Source organism: Aeromicrobium sp. 9AM (assembly GCF_902506105.1).
Lineage (GTDB): Bacteria > Actinomycetota > Actinomycetes > Propionibacteriales > Nocardioidaceae > Aeromicrobium.
In genome coordinates, this window is record NZ_LR733304.1 from 1,657,184 (window position 1) to 1,675,499 (window position 18,316).

22 protein-coding genes are annotated in these 18,316 nt (G+C 69.1%); 6 read left to right on the top strand and 16 right to left on the bottom strand.

All coding sequences use genetic code 11. The features are described 5' to 3' along the window. Window positions 1-23 precede the first annotated feature (23 nt). Both BOSE46_RS14520 and BOSE46_RS14525 read right to left on the bottom strand, forming a co-directional pair. On the bottom strand, window positions 24-1,025 hold the full coding sequence (locus BOSE46_RS14520) for an NAD(P)H-dependent glycerol-3-phosphate dehydrogenase (protein ID WP_159540915.1): 1,002 nt from the start codon (window positions 1,023-1,025) through the stop codon (window positions 24-26). Beyond that, the gene (locus BOSE46_RS14525; protein ID WP_159540916.1) at window positions 1,026-1,781 is read right to left on the bottom strand and encodes a 1-acyl-sn-glycerol-3-phosphate acyltransferase; all 756 of its coding nucleotides are present in this window, start codon (window positions 1,779-1,781) and stop codon (window positions 1,026-1,028) included. It lies immediately after the preceding gene. Between the two features lie 43 nt (window positions 1,782-1,824). Between BOSE46_RS14525 and BOSE46_RS14530 the strand changes: the two genes are divergently transcribed. Then, window positions 1,825-2,013: a hypothetical protein gene (locus BOSE46_RS14530; protein WP_201299640.1), complete on the top strand. Its 189-nt coding sequence runs from the start codon at window positions 1,825-1,827 to the stop codon at window positions 2,011-2,013. Between the two features lie 165 nt (window positions 2,014-2,178). Here BOSE46_RS14530 and leuD read toward each other — a convergent pair whose 3' ends face one another. Together leuD and leuC are read right to left on the bottom strand one after the other, a co-directional pair. Next, window positions 2,179-2,778 (bottom strand): 3-isopropylmalate dehydratase small subunit, encoded by a 600-nt coding sequence (gene leuD / locus BOSE46_RS14535; RefSeq protein WP_159540918.1) that lies wholly within the window; start codon window positions 2,776-2,778, stop codon window positions 2,179-2,181. A 94-nt stretch (window positions 2,779-2,872) separates the two neighbouring features. Then, entirely contained in the window at window positions 2,873-4,294 is a 1,422-nt protein-coding gene (gene leuC, locus BOSE46_RS14540) for a 3-isopropylmalate dehydratase large subunit (RefSeq protein WP_159540919.1), read from the bottom strand. A gap of 89 nt (window positions 4,295-4,383) precedes the next feature. On the opposite strand from leuC, the gene BOSE46_RS14545 reads away from it, so the two are divergent. Further along, entirely contained in the window at window positions 4,384-5,100 is a 717-nt protein-coding gene (locus tag BOSE46_RS14545; RefSeq protein WP_056213070.1) for an IclR family transcriptional regulator, read from the top strand. A gap of 10 nt (window positions 5,101-5,110) precedes the next feature. On the opposite strand, the gene BOSE46_RS14550 is transcribed toward BOSE46_RS14545, so the two are convergent. The 7 genes from BOSE46_RS14550 to BOSE46_RS14580 all read right to left on the bottom strand — a co-directional run bounded on the left by BOSE46_RS14550 (window position 5,111) and on the right by BOSE46_RS14580 (window position 10,140). Further along, window positions 5,111-5,527, bottom strand: coding sequence for a hypothetical protein (locus tag BOSE46_RS14550; protein ID WP_159540920.1), 417 nt, complete (start codon window positions 5,525-5,527; stop codon window positions 5,111-5,113). 57 nt (window positions 5,528-5,584) lie between these two features. Beyond that, window positions 5,585-6,010 carry a Rho termination factor N-terminal domain-containing protein gene (locus tag BOSE46_RS14555; protein ID WP_159540921.1) on the bottom strand — a complete coding sequence of 142 codons (426 nt, stop codon included), beginning with the start codon at window positions 6,008-6,010 and terminating at the stop codon, window positions 5,585-5,587. A 92-nt stretch (window positions 6,011-6,102) separates the two neighbouring features. Continuing rightward, window positions 6,103-6,663, bottom strand: a complete 561-nt coding sequence (locus BOSE46_RS14560; RefSeq protein ID WP_201299641.1) for a Rho termination factor N-terminal domain-containing protein — start codon at window positions 6,661-6,663, stop codon at window positions 6,103-6,105. Window positions 6,664-6,735: 72 nt separating this feature from the next. Next, window positions 6,736-7,212 carry a methylated-DNA--[protein]-cysteine S-methyltransferase gene (locus BOSE46_RS14565; protein WP_159540922.1) on the bottom strand — a complete coding sequence of 159 codons (477 nt, stop codon included), beginning with the start codon at window positions 7,210-7,212 and terminating at the stop codon, window positions 6,736-6,738. Further along, window positions 7,209-8,651, bottom strand: coding sequence for an AlkA N-terminal domain-containing protein (locus BOSE46_RS14570; RefSeq protein WP_159540923.1), 1,443 nt, complete (start codon window positions 8,649-8,651; stop codon window positions 7,209-7,211). Before BOSE46_RS14570 ends, BOSE46_RS14565 begins: the two co-directional genes overlap by 4 nt. Window positions 8,652-8,716: 65 nt before the next feature. Beyond that, window positions 8,717-9,118 carry a DUF1761 domain-containing protein gene (locus BOSE46_RS14575; RefSeq protein WP_159540924.1) on the bottom strand — a complete coding sequence of 134 codons (402 nt, stop codon included), beginning with the start codon at window positions 9,116-9,118 and terminating at the stop codon, window positions 8,717-8,719. A 95-nt stretch (window positions 9,119-9,213) separates the two neighbouring features. After that, the gene (locus BOSE46_RS14580) at window positions 9,214-10,140 is read right to left on the bottom strand and encodes a hypothetical protein (RefSeq protein WP_159540925.1); all 927 of its coding nucleotides are present in this window, start codon (window positions 10,138-10,140) and stop codon (window positions 9,214-9,216) included. Window positions 10,141-10,323: 183 nt separating this feature from the next. Between BOSE46_RS14580 and BOSE46_RS14585 the strand changes: the two genes are divergently transcribed. Next, entirely contained in the window at window positions 10,324-11,541 is a 1,218-nt protein-coding gene (locus BOSE46_RS14585; RefSeq protein ID WP_159540926.1) for an MFS transporter, read from the top strand. A gap of 72 nt (window positions 11,542-11,613) precedes the next feature. Here BOSE46_RS14585 and BOSE46_RS14590 read toward each other — a convergent pair whose 3' ends face one another. Genes BOSE46_RS14590 through BOSE46_RS14610 form a run of 5 tightly spaced genes read right to left on the bottom strand, consistent with a single transcriptional unit; the run spans window position 11,614 to window position 15,152 of the window. Continuing rightward, entirely contained in the window at window positions 11,614-12,054 is a 441-nt protein-coding gene (locus tag BOSE46_RS14590; protein ID WP_159540927.1) for a hypothetical protein, read from the bottom strand. Further along, window positions 12,051-13,217: a molybdopterin-dependent oxidoreductase gene (locus BOSE46_RS14595; RefSeq protein ID WP_159540928.1), complete on the bottom strand. Its 1,167-nt coding sequence runs from the start codon at window positions 13,215-13,217 to the stop codon at window positions 12,051-12,053. The genes BOSE46_RS14590 and BOSE46_RS14595 overlap by 4 nt, the downstream gene beginning before the upstream one ends. After that, window positions 13,214-13,852 (bottom strand): methyltransferase domain-containing protein, encoded by a 639-nt coding sequence (locus BOSE46_RS14600; RefSeq protein WP_159540929.1) that lies wholly within the window; start codon window positions 13,850-13,852, stop codon window positions 13,214-13,216. Before BOSE46_RS14600 ends, BOSE46_RS14595 begins: the two co-directional genes overlap by 4 nt. Continuing rightward, the gene (locus BOSE46_RS14605; RefSeq protein ID WP_159540930.1) at window positions 13,849-14,493 is read right to left on the bottom strand and encodes a DUF2064 domain-containing protein; all 645 of its coding nucleotides are present in this window, start codon (window positions 14,491-14,493) and stop codon (window positions 13,849-13,851) included. Before BOSE46_RS14605 ends, BOSE46_RS14600 begins: the two co-directional genes overlap by 4 nt. After that, the gene (locus tag BOSE46_RS14610) at window positions 14,490-15,152 is read right to left on the bottom strand and encodes a glycosyltransferase family 2 protein (RefSeq protein WP_159540931.1); all 663 of its coding nucleotides are present in this window, start codon (window positions 15,150-15,152) and stop codon (window positions 14,490-14,492) included. Before BOSE46_RS14610 ends, BOSE46_RS14605 begins: the two co-directional genes overlap by 4 nt. Window positions 15,153-15,267: 115 nt before the next feature. Between BOSE46_RS14610 and BOSE46_RS14615 the strand changes: the two genes are divergently transcribed. The 3 genes from BOSE46_RS14615 to BOSE46_RS14625 are packed head-to-tail and all read left to right on the top strand — an operon-like array spanning window position 15,268 to window position 18,277. Beyond that, window positions 15,268-16,566: a hypothetical protein gene (locus BOSE46_RS14615; RefSeq protein ID WP_236551758.1), complete on the top strand. Its 1,299-nt coding sequence runs from the start codon at window positions 15,268-15,270 to the stop codon at window positions 16,564-16,566. 2 nt (window positions 16,567-16,568) lie between these two features. Beyond that, window positions 16,569-17,276: a response regulator transcription factor gene (locus BOSE46_RS14620; RefSeq protein ID WP_159540932.1), complete on the top strand. Its 708-nt coding sequence runs from the start codon at window positions 16,569-16,571 to the stop codon at window positions 17,274-17,276. Continuing rightward, entirely contained in the window at window positions 17,273-18,277 is a 1,005-nt protein-coding gene (locus BOSE46_RS14625) for a sensor histidine kinase KdpD (RefSeq protein WP_159540933.1), read from the top strand. Before BOSE46_RS14620 ends, BOSE46_RS14625 begins: the two co-directional genes overlap by 4 nt. Window positions 18,278-18,316 lie beyond the last annotated feature (39 nt).

The window sequence follows — 18,316 nt, forward strand, 5'->3', positions numbered from 1 at the left end:
AAGCTCAAGGGGCCAAAAACGCGCTAGTCCGTCTCGGGCTTGGCCTGACGCGAGATCAGCCTGGCGACGAGCTCGTCGGGGCTCATCTCGCCGGCGATCAGCGCCGCGACGTGCTCGACGATCGGCATCTCGACGTCATGGAGCTTGGCGAGCTCGCTGACCGACACGCACGACTTCACGCCCTCGGCGACCTGGCTGGTCTGGGCCGTGACCTCTTCGACGCTCATGCCCTGGCCGAGCTTCTCGCCGAACGTACGGTTGCGTGACAGCGGCGACGAGCACGTGGCGACGAGGTCGCCCATGCCGGCGAGGCCCATGAAGGTGACGGGGTCGGCGCCGATCACGGCACCGAGCCGGGCCGTCTCGGCGAGGCCGCGGGTGATGACCGACGCCTTGGTGTTGTCGCCGTAGCCGAGGCCGACGCACACCCCGACCGCGAGGCCGATGATGTTCTTGGCCGTGCCGGCGAGCTCGCAGCCGATGACGTCCGTCATCGAGTAGGGGCGGAACGACGCCGAGTGGCACAGCTTCTGCAGCCGTTCTGCGACGCCCTGGTCCTCGCATGCCACGACGCTGGCGGCGGGCTCGCGGTTGGCGATCTCGCGCGCCAGGTTGGGGCCGGAGACGACCGCGATGCGCTCAGGGCCGGCGCCGGTGATCTCGGCGATGACCTCGCTCATGCGCTTGTGGGTGCCGAGCTCGACGCCCTTCATGAGGCTCACCATGACGGCGCCGGCGGGGACGTGCTCGCTCCAGGACTTGAGGTTGTCGCGCAGCTGCTGCGACGGCACGGCGAGCACGACGATCTCCGCGTCGGCCATCGCCTCGGCAGGATCGTGCGTCGCGGTGATCTCGTGCGGGAGCGCGATCCCGGGCAGGTAGTCGGAGTTCTCGTGCTTGCTGTTGATCGCCTCGCACAGCACAGGCCGCCGCCCCCACAGGCGTACGTCGTTGCCGGCGTCGGCCAGCACCATGGCGAAGGCCGTGCCCCACGACCCTGCGCCCATCACGGCTGTCTGCGCCATTCACGAATCCTGTCTCTTGGGTGGTACTGCGGCTTTGTAGTTGGTCCTCGGCTTGCTCAAGGTATGCACATCGATGCGAGGTGTCGAGGCCAGCTCGCCCCTCACCTCGGCCATCATGGCAGTCAAGGCGTCCATCAGCCGGTCGGTTGCCGCGTGGAGGACCTCTTCGGTGAGGTCCTTGCCCTCGAAGTCGGACAGGTCGACGGGCTTGCCGATGCGGATGTGGATCGTCTTGCGCGGGAACAGGCGAAGCTTCTTGGCGTACGGCCAGAGGATCTCCTGCGGCCCCCACTGCATCAGCGGGACAAGCGGCTTGCCGGTGCTCAGCGCGACGCGTACCGCGCCCGTACGCCCGCTCATGGGCCATGCGGCAGGGTCACGGGTGATCGTGCCCTCGGGATAGATCGTGACGACGTGCCCGGCCTCGACGGCGGCCGATGCGGCACGCAGCGACTCGGCGGCACCCTCGGTGCTGCGGTAGACGGGGATCTGCTCGGCCTTGCGGAGGATCCACCCGTAGCCCTTGGCGCCCACCAGCGTGTCCTTCGCGAGGAACCGCGGGGAGATGTTGTTGTCGAGCATGAAGTGGCCGATCAGGAACGGGTCGGCGTGCGAGATGTGGTTGGGCGCGAGGACGAATCCGCCGTCGGGCAGGTTCTCCATGCCGCGCCAGTCCCGCTTGGTCGTCAGCATCAGGATCGGCCGGATGAAGAACTTGATGACCTTGATCGTGAGCGGAACGGGGCGTTTCACCATGAGGGCGAGCCTAATCGCTCCGGTCCCGACTAGGGTGACTGCCATGCAGGGCACCGTTGCGACCTTCGACCAGTCCACGCGTGGCGGCAGCCTCCTGACCGACGACGGCATGCCACTGGAGTTCCCGGCCGAGGCCCTCGCCGAGCACATCCGTCACCTGAGGATCGGCCAACGCGTGTTCGTCGACACCGACGACTCCGGGCGCATCACGTCCGTCGCCATCTGGCGCTGACGCCCCGCTGACGGGTCAGTTTTGGCCCAGTGACGGGTCGGTTATGGCCCCGTGACGGGTCAGTTTTGGCGCAGCTCGCGTACGAGAAGTGACCCGTCATTGGGCCAAAACTGGCCCCCTACTCGCAGAGCTCGTGGGGGGACCCCCACCGTCAGCGAGGGTGTGTCAGAGGGTGGCGGGCTTGAAGCTGGGGCGCGACTTCTCGTAGGTGACGATGTCGTCCTCGTGGCTCAGCGTGATGCCGACGTCGTCGAGGCCCTCGAGCAGGCGCCAGCGGGTGTAGTCGTCGATCGTGAACGAGTCCTCGATCGCGTCGACTCCGTCGCCGGCCTTGACCGTGCGCGACTCGAGGTCGACCGTGATCGTCGCGCCGGGGTTGGCGTCGAGGTAGTCCCAGAGCCGCTGCACGACCTTGTCGTCGACCTGCGCGGCGAGCAGTCCGGCCTTGCCGGAGTTGCCGCGGAAGATGTCACCGAAGCGCGGCGAGATGACGACCTTGAAACCGTAGTTCTGCAGCGCCCAGACCGCGTGCTCACGCGAAGAGCCGGTGCCGAAGTCGGGTCCGGCCACCAGGACCGTGGCGTTCTTGTAGGCGTCCTGGTTGAGCACGAACGACGGGTCGCTGCGCCAGGCCGAGAACAGGCCCTCCTCGAACCCGTCGCGCGTAACCTTCTTGAGCCACACGGCGGGGATGATCTGGTCGGTGTCGACGTTGCTGCGTCGCAGCGGAGCGCCAACCCCAGTGTGACTCGAGAACTTTTCCATGATCAGCGACCCTTTCTGACGATGTGAACGACGTCGAGCAGCACGGTGTCGCCCTGACGAAGAAGTCGATGAGCAGGCATTCGGAGCGCCATGACTAGGCTCCTGCCTTCTCGAGCTCGGCGAGGTCGGCAGGCCCGGCCAGGTGGCCCAGGATGCCGGTCGCGACAGCGACGTCGGGCGAGACGAGGTGCGTACGCCCGCCCTTGCCCTGCCGGCCCTCGAAGTTGCGGTTGGACGTCGAAGCGCTGCGCTCCCCCGGCGTGAGCTGGTCGGGGTTCATGCCGAGGCACATCGAGCAGCCCGCGCCGCGCCACTCGGCGCCGGCGTCCTTGAAGATCACGTCGAGGCCCTCCTGCTCGGCCTGCAGGCGTACGCGCACCGATCCCGGCACCACCAGGATGCGCGTGTCAGCCGCGACCTTGTGGCCCTCGATGAGGTTGGCGGCGACGCGCAGGTCCTCGATGCGACCGTTGGTGCAGGAGCCGATGAAGACCGTGTCGACCTTGATGTCGCGCATCGGCGTGCCGGCCTCGAGGCCCATGTAGCGCAGGGCGTTCTCGGCGGCGATCCGCTCGTTGTCGTCCTCGAACGACGCGGGATCCGGCACGTTGCCCGACAGGGGCACGCCCTGGCCGGGGTTGGTGCCCCACGTGACGAACGGCGTGATGGTCGACGCGTCGATCGTGATGACCTTGTCGAACTCGGCGTCGTCATCGGTCACGAGGCTGTCCCAGTACGCCACCGCGGCATCCCAGTCGGCACCCTGCGGCGCGTTGGGGCGACCCTGGAGGTAGTCGTACGTCGTCTGGTCCGGCGCGATGAGCCCGGCTTTGGCGCCCCACTCGATCGACATGTTGCAGATCGTCATGCGGGCTTCCATCGACAGCTTGCGGATGGCGTCGCCGCGGTACTCGACGATGTAGCCCTGGCCGCCGCCGGTGGTCTCCTGCGTGATGAGCGACAGGATCAGGTCCTTGGCGGTCGAGCCGACCGGCAGCTCGCCGACGACCTCGACGGCCATCATCTTGGGCTTGGCCTGTGACAGCGACTGCGTCGCGAGCACGTGCTCGACCTCGGACGTGCCGATGCCGAACGCGATCGAGCCGAATGCGCCGTGCGTCGAGGTGTGCGAGTCGCCGCACACGATCGTCATGCCGGGCTGCGTCAGGCCGAGCTGCGGGCCGACGACGTGGACGATGCCCTGGTCGATGTCGCCCATGGGGTGCAGACGGACGCCGAACTCCGCGCAGTTGCGGCGCAGCGTCTCGACCTGCGTGCGCGACACGAGGTCGGCGATCGGCTTGTCGAGGTCGGTCGTCGGGATGTTGTGGTCCTCGGTCGCGAGCGTGAGGTCGGGGCGGCGCACGGTGCGCCCGGCGATGCGGAGTCCGTCGAACGCCTGAGGACTCGTCACCTCGTGGATCAGGTGGAGGTCGATGTAGAGCAGGTCGGGCTCGCCCTCGTGGCTGCGTACGACGTGCTCGTCCCAGATCTTCTCGGCAAGGGTCTTGCCCATGGTGCTCTCCTCAGCTGCGTTCTGTGCCCCTCGGCACACCCAACCAGTATGAACTTGCGTCTCACAATGCGATACGGCAGTATCAAGACATGGACAACTCTAGCGGAGTCGGCGTTCTCGACAAAGCCGCTCTCGTGCTCGCCGCGCTCGAGCCGGGACCCGCCACACTGGCCGGCCTCGTCGCCAGCACGGGGCTTGCCCGGCCGACCGCTCATCGCCTCGCGGTGGCCCTCGAGCATCATCGGCTCGTCGCCCGCGACATGCAAGGACGCTTCATCCTCGGCCCACGCCTCGGCGAGCTCGCCGCAGCAGCCGGTGAGGATCGCCTGCTCGCCGCCGCCGGCCCGGTCCTGGCCCGCCTGCGCGACATCACCGGCGAGTCGGCCCAGCTGTTCCGCCGTCAGGGCGACTTCCGTGTGTGCGTCGCGGCCGCCGACCGGCCCACCGGTCTGCGCGACTCGATCCCCGTCGGTGGTCAGCTGACGATGAGTGCGGGCTCCGCCGCGCAGGTCTTGCTGTCGTGGGAGGATCCCGAGCGCATGAACAAGGGGCTGCTCAAGGCCACGTTCTCGGCCGCCGAGCTGTCAGCCGTACGCCGTCGCGGTTGGGCGCAGAGCGTCGGTGAGCGCGAGACCGGTGTCGGTTCGGTCTCCGCACCGGTCCGCTCCCCTTCTGGCAAGGTCGTTGCCGCCGTGTCGGTGTCAGGACCGCTCGAGCGTCTGACGCGTCAGCCCGGCCGTATGCACGCGCCGGCCGTCGTCGCCGCGGCAGAGCGCCTCTCGCAGAGCCTGCGCCGGTCCAACTGAAGCCTGCGAGCTAGGCGGCGAGGTCGTCCGGCGACATCACCCGCAGGACGGAGTCGTCCGCGGTGTGGATCGGCCACTCGCCGAGCGAGTGCGCCTGCACGACGGCCGTGATCGCGCGTACCCACTGGATGTCGGACGTACGCGTGCCGGCGTGGGTCGGACGCGCCCACAGGAGCGCGAGCGAGCCGTCAGGGTCGGCCTCGTCGAGGACGCCGCGCAGGGAGCGGGCCAGGCTCACCAGCATCTGTCCGTCGGGCGCCGCCGGGCAGTCCGTCACGTTGACGATCGACGGATGGACCCGCCCGTCGCGGTCCAGCATGATCGCGAAGATCTGGCGACTGTCGAACCCCAGGGGCTCGATGAGGAGGCGCCAGACCCGCTCGAGGTCGGCAGGTGCATGGACATCGGGAAGAGGAGAAGAGCTCATGCCCCACGATCTGCGGGAAACCCGCGCACCGTCGAACCGGCCGTCCACAGGTGCCGCCTAGATCAGCTGCGCGAGGAGCTGGTCCTTGCGCATGCGCGAGTAGCCCGGGATGCCCTGATCGCGCGCGGCCTCGCGCAGCTGCGCCACGGTCCAGGTGGGCTCCGGCGCCTTGGGCGCGTCCCTGAGCGCGAGTGGCTCGGCTCGCGGGTGGTCAGCGATCACCTGGCGGGCTCGCGCCTTGGCCTTCTTGCGCTTCGCGTTGGCCTCGGCGATCGCCTGCTCGGCCTTGGCACGCACCTTCTGGACGCGCGATCGCTGCTTCTCGGCCCGTTTCTTCCAGGTCTCGGACTCGACCTCGAGAGTCTTGACCCGGGCTCGGAGCGTCGTGAGCTCCGCGGTCAGCTCCTCGATCGTCGCGGTCGCCGCAGCGAGCTTCTTCTCGGTCTTGCCGGGTCGCGCCTTCTTGCCGGGCTTGGCAGCCATCATCACCTCCGGTTCGGATGACCTGCACGATGGCCGACCGCGGTGAACGGACGGCCAACGTGCAGGTCAGAGCCCAACCGGCTCGCCGGGAATCAGGCCTTGAGTGCCGAGACGAGCTGAGCCTTGGTCATCCGCGAGTAGCCCGCGACCCCCTGCGTACGAGCTGCGGCCTTCAGCTGCGCGACCGTCAGCTCGGACTTCGGCGCATTCTGCACCGGGACGACCTCGACCTTCTCTGCCGCAGCAGGCTTGGCCGCAGCAGGCTTGGGAGCGGCAGGCTTGGCCGCAGCAGGCTTGGCCGCAGCAGGCTTGGCCGCAGCAGGCTTGGCCGCAGCAGGCTTGGGCGCGGCGACGTTGCGTGCGCTCTTGCCGGCGTCCTTGGCCGACTTCGCAGCAGACTTGCCGACGTCCTTGGCTGTCTTGACCGCCGACTTGCCGGCGCGCTCGGCCGAGCTGCGCAGCTTCTTGGCGTCGCGCTGGAGCTCGGCGACCCGCTTCTCCAGCTTGTTCTCGAGCTTGCCGACGCTCTTCTCGAGCTTGGCGACGGTGGCCCGAAGATTCTTGATCGCCTCCTGGGCGGCGGCGAGCTCGGAGTTCGGTGAGCCCGTCTTGCCCTTGCCCGACTTCTTCGACGACTTGGACTGTGCGGCCATGGACTGCTCCTTGTGCTCGAATGACGCTGGCTCGACATCGTGCCATGCCCGGGTGAACAGCCGGCCACATTCTCAAAAGAGGCCAGGCACCTCGAGATCGAGCAGCGTCTTCTTGCGCTCGAGCCCACCGGCATATCCGGTCAACGAGCCGTCAGAGCCGATCACCCGGTGGCACGGCACGATGATCGGGATCGGGTTGGCACCGTTGGCGGCACCCACGGCCCGGGAGATCACCGGCTCGTAGCCCAGCCGCCGCGCGATGTCGCCATAGCTGGCCGTCTCGCCGTAGGGGATGCGCTGCAGCTCGGCCCACACCTTCTTCTGGAACTCCGAGCCCTCGCTCGCAAGCGGCAGCTCGAAGGTGGTGCGCTCCCCCGCGAAGTATTCGGCGAGCTGCTGCTCGGCCCGGTCGAGCAGCGGGTCGCTTGCTCGGGCCTTGCGTGGCTTGGACGCTCCGAAGTCGATCGCGGTGATGAGACCGGCGGAGGCGTGGATCCGGAGTCCACCGATCGGTGACTCCATCCAGCGGGTCAGGTGTGAGGTGCTCATGCGGGGGTCCTTTCAGGTGCGGAAGCGCGCCACAGGTGCATGCCTGCGTAGGAGCGCCAGGGACGCCACCGTTCGGTGGCGTCCACGGTGATGCCACGGCTGTCGAGCTCGCGGCGCAGCACGAGGTCGGTCGTGAGGAGGATGTCTGGATGGGCCAGTGCCCGCATGACGATGTAGTCAGCGGTCCATGGCCCGATGCCACGCATCGCGACGAGCTGCTCGCGCACCGCCTCGCGATCAACACCCGGATCGAGGTCGAGCTTGCCGTCGGCGACGGCCTGCGAGAGGTCGATGATCGTACGCGCCCGGGACTGGGGCATGCCGAGCTCGGTCGGCTCGCTCTCGGCGAGGGACTCGGGCGCGGGGAACGCGTGGGTCAGCCCGAACGCGGCCGCCAGGGAGAAGTCGACCCGCGTGCCGTGAACCGGGACCTGGCGGCCGAGGACCGTGTTGGCCCCTGCGACGGACACCTGCTGCCCGACGATCGTGCGGATCGCCAGCTCGTAGCCGTCGACGTGCGACGGCACGCGCAGGCCCGGCGCCGCCGACACGAGGTCGCGCATCGCCGGATCCGCGCCCAGCACGCCGTCGATGGCAACCGGATCGGCATCGAGGTCGAGCATCCTGCGAGCCCGGCCGATGGCGACGGCGGTGTCGCGGAGGTCTGCCAGCTCCAGCTCGCAGTCCACCCGGTCCTCGAGGAGCGTCAGCGCCACGACTCCCAACCCGTGCGGAAGCCGGACCACCCGGGCGTAGGTGCGGTCGCGTACGGTCTCGACACCCGGGAGCACGTGCGCCGCCAGGAACTCGAGCAACGCCTCGGCGTGGAACGGCTGCCGCACCGCGAGACGCAGCGTGACGCGGCCGGTCGGCGTGCCGCGGCGGCGACCCCGCATCTCAGTCGGTGACAGGGCATAGACGTGGCGCACCGAGTCGTTGAACTGCCGGATCGAGGCGAACCCGGCCGCGAACGCGATGTCGGACATCGGCATGTCGGTGGTCTCGATGAGGACCCGAGCGGCGTGAGCACGGTTGCTGCGAGCCAGCGCCAAGGGACCGGCGCCGAGCTCCTGCGTCAGCATGCGCGTCACATGCCGGTGGCTGTAGCCGAGCCGGCTCGCCAGCCCTTCGACACCTTCGCGCTCGACGACGCCGTCGGCGATCAGCCGCATCGCGCGACCGACCGCGTCGGCTCGGACATTCCACTCCGGTGACCCGGGGGTCGTGTCGGGCCGGCAGCGCCGGCAGGCGCGGAACCCGGCGTCCTGCGCCGCCGCAGCGGACGCGTAGAACAGGACATTCTCTCGCTTGGGGGTCACCGCCGGGCAGGACGGCCGGCAGTAGATGCCGGTCGTCTTGACGCCGACGTAGAAGACGCCGTCGAAGCGCGCGTCGCGCGACGATGCGGCTCGGTAGCAGCGTTCGTGGTCGGTGTGCATACGTCCATCATGACGGCAACGACCGACACTTACCGGCGGGTTTCAGACATGGACGCGGGCGGCCCTCACGGCGTCTGGAAGCCTCCGACGATCGCACCCATCAGGGTGAGTCCGACCACGACGTATCCGGCGTTGATCAGGAAGAACCTGAAGGATCTCGACTCGTACACGTAGTTCTGCGCCAGGATCGCGGCGCCGATTCCGACTCCGACCCCAGCACCGACCTTGAGGCCGTACTCCGTGCCGCACGCGCCGACGAGCTTGGCGAGCGTTCCCGCGATGACGAGCGCCACCAGGATCGACCAGACGAACATCAGCGGGTCGGGGCTCTTGCCGGCGGCCTCTTCCTCGGAGATGCCCATCTCGGCGCGCCATGCCTTGCCGAACAGGACCGTGTACCAGACGCCACCGAGGGCGAAGAACGCCAACGCGGCAATCACGAGGCCGACGATCGAGATGTCATCCATGACGCTGAACGTACTCCCGCAGAGACCCCAGCAGGGCAGATTTCAGCACGAAGGAGAGCGGCGCGCCGCACCACTCCCCTTCGCACGTGCCTGGTTCAGGCGGCGTCCTTGACCTCGTCGAGGGCGTCCTTGAGCGAGTCGAGGTCGCCTCCGGTCGGCGCGTTCTCCACACCGGTCCAGTCGGGCGACGGCAGGACCTGTTCGGTCGCCTCGCCTGACTGCACGGCGCGGATCGCAGCGACGATCTCGTCCAGGTTGTTGGGCACCGCGCGGCCGCACTTCTCCAGCTCAGAGCCGAGCTTCAGCGTGAGCCGCGGCTTGCCCTCCTCGACTGCCTTCGCCGTCGTGCCGGACGTGACGTTGCTGCCCGAGAGGTCCGAGACGGTGCCGCAGACGTGGTAGACCTCGCCGCCGCCGGCCCAGTAGACCTGGTCCTCGCCGAGGAGCTGGATCACGGCCTGCTTCTCCGCCGTGTACTTCTCCACCGAGGCCGGGTTGAAGTCGATGCCCAGAGCGACCGCGGCCAGCGCCACGACAACGCCGACAGCCCCGGCCACGCCCTTCTGCGTCTTGCCCATGTCCTTGTTGAGGAAGATCAACACGATGATCGGCAGGAACGCGATGATCGGGATGAACGCGCCGAGTTGGTTCTGGATGAAGAACCTGAACGGCTCCTTCTCAGATGCGGGGTCGAACTGGTTGGCCTTCTTCCACATCATCGAGCCGATGACGACCGCGATGCCGTCGAGGACCAGCAACACGATCAGCAGCACGAACGCCCAGGTCGGGAATGCGTTGTCGGTGATCAACTCGCCCTTGGCGTTGACGGTGGCCTTCTCCGTGAGGATCGACTTGTTGAGGAGCAGACCGAAGATCGCCCCGATCTCGATCGCAATGCCGAGGACCCACAGCGCCACTGCATAGAGGCGGAGCTTCTTGGCCTTTGACTTCGACTCCGCGGAGGCCTTCCACGTCGAGTCGCTGGCGGAGCTTTCGGTGGCGTCCTTGCCCGAGCTGGTCATGGAATCTCCTGGAGTCGAGGATCGGCGAGTCGAATGCTATCGCCACCGACGCGTCTCCCGCCTCAATCGCAGGTCATGATCTGCGACGGAGTGTCGCCAGGTCACGTGACACCTCGACGGGCCGGCGCCCTCGGACGGTCCGGGTCTCCCCTCCGGAGGATCGCGTCTACCTTGGTAGGCCTGATGACGGAGACGAAGAAGCACCTGACCTGGTCGCCGTGGCGGACGATCGTCGCGTTCGGCGTCGTCAGCCTGCTCGCCGACCTGGTGTACGAGGGCGCCCGCTCGATCACCGGCCCCTTGCTCGCGAGCTTGGGGGCTTCCGCCTTCGTCGTCGGAGTGGTGACCGGCGCCGGCGAAGCCGCAGCCCTGGTGCTGCGACTGTTCTTCGGAACCCTGGCTGACCGCACCGGCCGCTACTGGAGCCTCACCATCATCGGGTACGGGCTCACCGCCGTGTCCGTACCGCTGTTGGCGATCACGCCGTTCATCGGTGCCGCTGGACTGGCTGTCGCGTGCTCCCTGATTCTGGTCGAGCGGACCGGCAAGGCAGTCCGCAGTCCGTCGAAGTCCGCATTGCTGGCTGTCGCGGCTCGAGAGGTGGGGCGCGGCCGCGGGTTCGGCGTGCACAAGGCGTTGGACCAGGTCGGGTCGTTCGCAGGACCCTTGATCGTGGCCGCCGCGGTCGCCGTCACGGCATCGATCTGGCCGGCTTTGGCCATTCTGGCCATCCCCGGCGCCGCAGCGATGGTCGTGCTCGTCATCGTCCGGGCGCACCTCACCCTCCCCTCGGAGGCCACGACGGAACAGACAGCCATCCCCCGACCGGCCACGATCCCGGTCGACCCGTCAGGCCTGCCTCGATCGTTCTACCGGTTCGCGGGCGCCACGGGGCTGGCCACGGCCGGCTTGGTGAGCTTCGGGCTCATCGGCTTTCACCTCGTCGACGACGACCTCACCTCGACCGGCACGGTTCCGGTCATCTACGCGCTCGCGATGGCCTCGGGCGCTGTCGCCGCGCTCGCCACCGGTTGGGTGTATGACCGGTTGGGCGGGCGAGTGCTGCTGGCGCTCCCGGCACTGGTGTCCGTGGTGCCGGCCCTGGTGTTCGCGGTCCACATCTGGATGGTGCTGGTCGGGGTGGCGGTCTGGGGCGTCGCAGTCGGGTTGCAGGACTCCACCGTCAAGGCCCTCGTTGCCGACCTGGTCCCGTCAACCCGGCTGGCTGGAGCCTACGGAACGTTCGCCGCCGTGCAAGGCGGTGCCGCGATCCTCGGCGGCGCCGCGGCCGGCTACCTGTACTCACGATCTCTGCCCTTGCTGGTCGCAGCGGTCGCAGTAGCTCAGGTCGCCTCGCTGGCCCTGCTGCTGTCGGTCCGACGCGACGCGCCAGTGGAGTGAGCCGCGAAGGCCGGCTCTCAACCGTCCCGGCGTGCCTCGAAGGGTCAGCACCTGCGTCTCGCCGTCATCGGCTTATCCCTGCGGGCCGGGCGATTCCTCATCCTTGGGCTCTTGCAGGGCTCGAGGGTGTCGGCGGGCCACGAACACCGCCGCGATCGCGACAGCAATCGTCAGGATGAGCCAGCTGAGCCCGTAAGGCCGGTGCAGCACGGTGTCGTTGTCGGGCTTGCCGCCCTGACCCGACAGCACGTTGGCGACTGCCACCGTCAGGGTCGCCCAGACGAGGAACGCGATCGCCGCCACGGACCGGGTGCCTCCTGGCAGCAGTCGTGCGGCGACGACGCCCAGCAGCACGGTCACGGGGGCGATGATCGCGTCGTGGAGGATCACGCCGCCGGCGAGCCAGGTGCCCATCGAGATCAGCTGCTCGGACGTGAAGTCCCGCATGAGCCACACGCCCCAGAGCCCGAAGCCGACGCCGGTGAGCAGGAGCAGACCCCGTGCCAGCCTCATGTCCTGACCTCGAGCTCTCGGACCCATTTCGTCTGGAGCACCCCGGGTCGGTTCGGTGCGATGATCCGGCACGGGTAGCCGTGGTCGAGGCTCAGCGGCTCGCCGTTGAGCTCAAGAGCCAGCAGCGTTCGCGGGTCGTCCACGAAGTTGCCCGGCAGCTCCGAGGTGCGAAAGGCGCCCCGCGTCTGCATCGACCGTACGGTGACCGTCGACCCGGACGGTGCCCCGACGAGGGCGAGGAGGTCCTGGATGGCGACCCCGGTCCACACCGCGTTGCGGCTCCATCCCTCCACGCACGCGATCGGCAACCGGTGCGTACGTTGTGGCAGCTTCGCGAGTTCATCGCGGGTGAGTGACACGATGCGATCGCCGGCCTTGAGCTGCAGGACGAAGGCAGGATCCGTGGCGGCACGGGTGGCACCGGCCGCTCGCGCGGTCCGGTTGATCGGCAGGTCCTGCGGCCCGTCGCCGTCGCGTACGCCGAACACGGAGATCCTGCGGAGGAACGGCACCGTCTGGCCGACGGTCAGCACCAGGGCCAGGCCTGAAGCGACTGTCACGCCACGCAGCACCGCGCGACGGCTCGGCCCCTCGGACTCGACCGGCGACTCGTGCCCGACCGGCGCGCCCAGACCTTCGCGGATGACGGGCAGCTTGACCGCGATGTGCACGAGCAGTGCCCCGATCGCCACCCACGCGACGGCCTCGTGCGTACGTCGGAAGCTGAACTCCCACGGATACCACTGGACGATGTTGAGCAGGCCGCTGGTGAGCTGGAAGATCGCTGCTGCGACGAGCACGCCGATCGAGGCTCGTTCGAGCACGTCGATGAGCTGGTCGCGGCGCGCCTTGGGCGGACGGATGAAGAATCGTGGATAGACCGACCACAGCTTGACCAGCAGCAGCGGGACCGAGGCGATGCCAGTTGCCACGTGCGTGCCTTGCGTGACTCGGTAGAGCCATGACGGGTTGGGGCCGATCGGCAGCCAGCCCGGCGACGTGTACTGAACGTGGCTCCACAAGCCGGTCAGGAAGCAGATGCCGAACGCGATGCCCAGTGCCGTGCCCACGCGGGCCGTGGTGGCAGGTCCTCGCGACCTCGCGCTGAAGTCCTCAGGCCGCGGGATCCGCTTCTCGATGTCCTCGACGCGGGGAAGTCTCATGCTCGTTCCATGTGTGCAGCGTGCCTGCCACCCGCGGAGTGAGTCGCGACGACTCGCAGGCCGGCCCGCTGCGCGGCCCCCTCGATCGCGTCGATGCCGACGACCGCCCACTCGAAGTGGGCGGACAACCGGCCGTCGACCCGCAGCCGGCGGTGCTCGCGAACGAGTCCCGTCCCCGCGGGAGCGACCTCGGCGATGACCGTCCCGTCGTCGGTCAGCACCTCACGCAGGCGCCGGAGCAGGCGGACAGGGTCTCCGCCGATGCCGAGATTGCCGTCAGCCAGCAGCGCGTACGCCCACCGGCCCTCGCCGGGAATCGAGCCGAAGACGTCGCGCCGCAGTGCGAGGGCACCGCGTACGCGGGTCTGGCGGATCGCTTCGCTGGAGACGTCGATGCCCATCGCCGGGATCCGGTGGGCGGCGAGCTCGGCCACCAGGCGTCCGGGGCCGCACCCGATGTCGATCGTGGCGTCGTCGCACGGGTCGATGAACAGCTCGCGGTCGACCCAGTCGGGAGCCGACGACCACTGTGCGACCTCGAACGGCTGCGTACGCCCGACGTGGTCGACGACGTGCGCAGGCTTGCCTGCGAAGGCCTCGTCGTAGGCCGAGACGGCGTCGAACGTGATGCTCATGCCGTCACGCGAAGGTTCTCGACGACGGCGGCGACGCGGGAGCGCGGGATGCCGTCAGCGATGTCGATGGCGTCGTCCCACGTGTCCATGTCGCGCACGGTTCGCAGCCGCACAACTCCGCCCAAGGCCTGCTCGGTCTTCGCTGCGGTGTCATCGACCGACATCTCGACATCCGTGAGCACGACTGCATCGCCCGGGTCGGGCAGCCCCAGGAGCCACCAGCCTCCGTCGGCTGCCGGACCCATGACGCGCGATCCTTCCCGGACTTCAGCACCGGCATCGAGGTAGTCCCGCACGGACAGCTGGGGGGTGTCCATGCCGACCTGCACGACCCCGTGCCCGCCATCCGCGTCCTCATGCGCGTGAGCCAGCCGCTCCCCGAGGCCGTCGCCACGCTGCGGAACCACTCGCACACCCGAGAGTGCGCGCGTGATCTCGTCGGCGCGAACCGCCACACCGAGGTCACCGGTCATCGCGACGACGACGGGCCATCCCACGGCAACTATGGTCTCGAGCGTGTCGAGCAGCGCCGCAGCGGCCAGCTGGGCCGCTGCGTCGTCGCCGACCGTGGCCGCGACCCGCGTCTTCGCGAGCCCGGGCACAGGCGCCTTGGCCACCAGGAGGACGGTCGGATCGCTCATCGCAGCACCTTGGCGAAGTCCTGCACGACCAGTGCCGTGCCGCGGACAGAACCGGAGACCTTGGACCTCGTGCCGGCAGCCCGCCGGTCGTAGTCGACGTCGATCTCCTGAACCGTCCAGCCAGCCTCAGCGGCGCGCAGCATGAGCTCGAGCGGATAGCCGAAGCGCCGGTCCTGCACGCCCAGGGCCAGCAGGTCGGTCCGACGGCAGACACGCATCGGCGCGAGGTCATGGATCGGGAACGCCGAGCGGCGGCGGATCCAGGTCGCCAGCACCTGCGTGCCCAGACGCGCGTGCCAAGGCCACACCCCGCGGCTGGTGGGTCGACGTCGGCCGACCGCCATCGTCACCGCTCCTGAACGTACGAGCTCCAGCATCGGCTCAAGGTCCGCCAGCCCCATAGAGGCGTCGCCGTCCATGACCGCGACGTACTCGGCCTCAGCGGCGAGCATCCCCGCGTGAACGGCGGCACCGTAGCCCGGTCGAGGCTCGGCGACGACGTACGCACCGAGCGATCGCGCCACGTCCGCGGTGCCGTCGGTCGACCCGTTGTCGACGACGATGACCCGCCACCCGGGCGGGACGTCGGCAAGGGCGATCGGCAGGGCGGCAGCCTCGTCCCGGCAAGGGATCACCACATCGCACACGCTCATGTCCATGATTCGACGCTAGGGGCGCGCGGGCTTGGTCCACCAGACATCGGGCGATGACGGACCCGTGACGTCGGCCCGCTCGAACAGCCCGCGGGGCGGGGTGCGCACCTAGGCTGGCGACGTGCCTCCCACCGTGTCCTCCGCGCGCGCAGCGATCGCGTCCGCGACCGTCGGACTCGTCCTGGTGGCGGCGGCGATCGCGGTCCCGCGCTTGACCGATGAGGACGTCCGCGTGCACTGGCCGCCGCTGCATGCCGACTGGGATCCACGATTCGGGTTGCTGACCCTGCCGGCGATCGCCATCGGCCTGCTCCTGTGGGTTGCGCTCCCCCGGCTGGCCGCCACCGCGTCGTGGCGCGGGCTCCTCGCGTACGCCTTCGCCGGCACATGGCTGTGGACCATGGCGCTCGCGATGACCGAGGGCACCGACGGCCTCGCGCGCGTCTTCGAACGACCGGGTGAGTATGTCCACGACGCGCAGCGGGTCGACTCGATCGGCACGATGCTGAGGACGTTCGTCGACCGCATCCCGATGGACTCGCCGGACCACTGGCACACCCATGTTGCCGGGCACCCACCCGGAGCCCTGCTGTTCTTCGTGCTGCTCGATCGCCTCGGGATCACCGACCCGTTCTGGATCGGCGTCGTCGTCGTCACGGTCGGGAGCACCGCGGTCGTCGCCGTTCTCGTGGCCCTCAAGGCTCTCGGCTCGGCGCACATGGCGCGGCAGGCCATGCCGTGGCTCGTCCTCGCACCGACCGCGGTGTGGATGGGGGTCAATGGCGATGCGTTGTTCACCGCCGTCGCCGCGTGGGGTCTCGCGCTGCTGGCGATCGCCGCCGCCCACCGCCGCCCGGCAGCAGCCCTGGCGGCCGGCCTGCTGCTCGGCGCTTGCGTCTATCTGTCGTACGGTCTGGTGCTCCTCGGCATCCTCGCCGTCGCGGTCATGCTGGTCGGTCGAACCTGGCGGCCGCTGCCTTGGGCTCTTGCCGGCGCGGCCGCCGTCGCCGCGGCGTTCACCGTGGCGGGCTTCGAGTGGTGGAAGGCGTACCCCGTGCTGCACGACCGCTATTACGCCGGGATCGCGTCCGAGCGCCCCTACTCGTACTGGGTCTGGGCCGATGTCGCCGCCTGGACATTCACGGTCGGACTCGTCGTGTGGGCCGCCTTCCCCCGGGCGATCCGGGCCTTCAGGGACGGCGATGTCCTGGCACGGCTCGCGGGAGCCGCGGTGCTGGCGATCCTCGTCGCGACTCTCTCGGGCATGAGCAAGGCCGAGGTCGAACGCATCTGGCTGCCGTTCACGATCTGGGTCGTCGCGCTCCCGGCGCTGCTCCCCGAGCGATGGCATCGCCCTGCCCTGCTGTCCCAGGTCGTCCTCGCCCTGTGTGTCCAACAACTGGTGCTGACAAGGTGGTGACCATGACGAGCATCGACCGGCCTCACATCCTGGTGGTCGAGGACGACCACGCGGTGGGTGACGTGCTCCGGCGCTACCTCGAGCAGTCGTACGAGGTCACCGTCGTCACCGACGGGGTGACCGGGCTGGCGGCCGCGCGTGACCTGACGCCGGACCTGATCGTGCTGGACGTGATGCTGCCGCGGCTCAACGGCCTGGAGATCTGCCGGGAGCTCCGCGAGACCGACGGCTCGGCCGTGCCGATCATCATGCTGACCGCACTCGGCGAGACCGACGACCGCATTGCGGGGCTCACCAACGGTGCCGACGACTACGTGACCAAACCGTTCAGCGTCAAGGAGCTCACGCTGCGGGTGGGTTCCGTCCTGCGGCGCAGCCTGGTGCCCGCCGGGACGCGGCCCGTCGCAGGGCTGCTGATCGACGGCGACCTGACGGTGCACCCGGTGGCCCGCGAGACCCTCCGCTCCGGCACGACCCTGCCGCTGACGACGCGCGAGTTCGACCTCCTCCACTTCTTCCTGCGACACCCGCACGAGGTGTTCAGCCGCGAGGAGCTGCTCAGGCAGGTGTGGGGGTGGGAGTACGGCGACCACTCGACCGTGACGGTGCACGTCAAACGCCTGCGCCACAAGATCGAGGCCGACCCGGCCGATCCGGCCAGGATCGTCACCGTCTACGGACTCGGCTACCGCTGGGACCCGCAATCATGAGCACCGACACGCTGCATGCACTGGTCATCGGGCTGCTGGGCTCCCTCGGCGTCGTCGGGCTCGGCGCCCTCGTGCTCTACCTGCTGCGGGGTCGCGCGCTGACGACGTCGATCGTCCTGCTGACCCTGGTGCCGCTCGTCGCGATCATCGTCGGAGTCGTCGGCACCAGTCAGTTCATGTTCACCGCCGAGCTCCGGCGCACAGCCATCGTCTGGCTCGTTGTCACCGCCGTCAGCGTGCCGAGCGCGATAGTCCTCGGCAGCTCGTTGGCCCGCAAGATCGTGTGGGAGCGCGAGGCCCTCGAGCGCGAGCGCAGTGCTGAGCGGTCACGCAGGGAGCTGCTTGCCTGGCTGAGTCACGACCTGCGGACGCCCATCGCCGGCGTGCAGGCGATGACCGAGGCGCTGGAGGACGGCGTCGTGTCCTCGCCCGAGGACGTCAAGCAGTACGCCCACCTGATCCGGGGCGAGACGCGGCGACTGGCCTCGATGATCGACGACCTGTTCGAGATGTCGCAGATCAACGCCGGCACGCTGGCCCTCGACGTCGGGCCGATCACGGTGGACGATGTCGTGCGCTCTGCCGTCGAGGCCGCCCGGCCCGCCGGTGAGCGGCATGGCGTACGCCTGGACGTTGAAGGCCGCCCGCACGGGACGCTCGCGGTCGGCGCCGCTCCCGAGCTCATGCGGGTGCTCCGCAACCTGCTCGGCAACGCGATCCGACACACCCCCGAGGGCGGCACCGTGACGGTGTCGACCGGCTCGGACCGCTCTGAGGTGTGGCTGCGGGTCGACGACTCGTGCGGCGGCATCCCCGACCACGACCTCGCGAAGGTCTTCGACATGGGCTATCGCGGGTCGGAGGCCCGGGAGTCCGACGGCCAGGGTGCCGGCATGGGTCTGGCAATCGCCCGCGGCCTGCTCGACGCGCAGTCCGGCTCGATCGACGTCCGCAACCACGACACCGGCTGCCAGTTCGAGATCCGCCTGCCGGCCGCCTGAGCCGAGCGAGCTCTGCGAGCGAGCGCTCAGGCGCGCTAG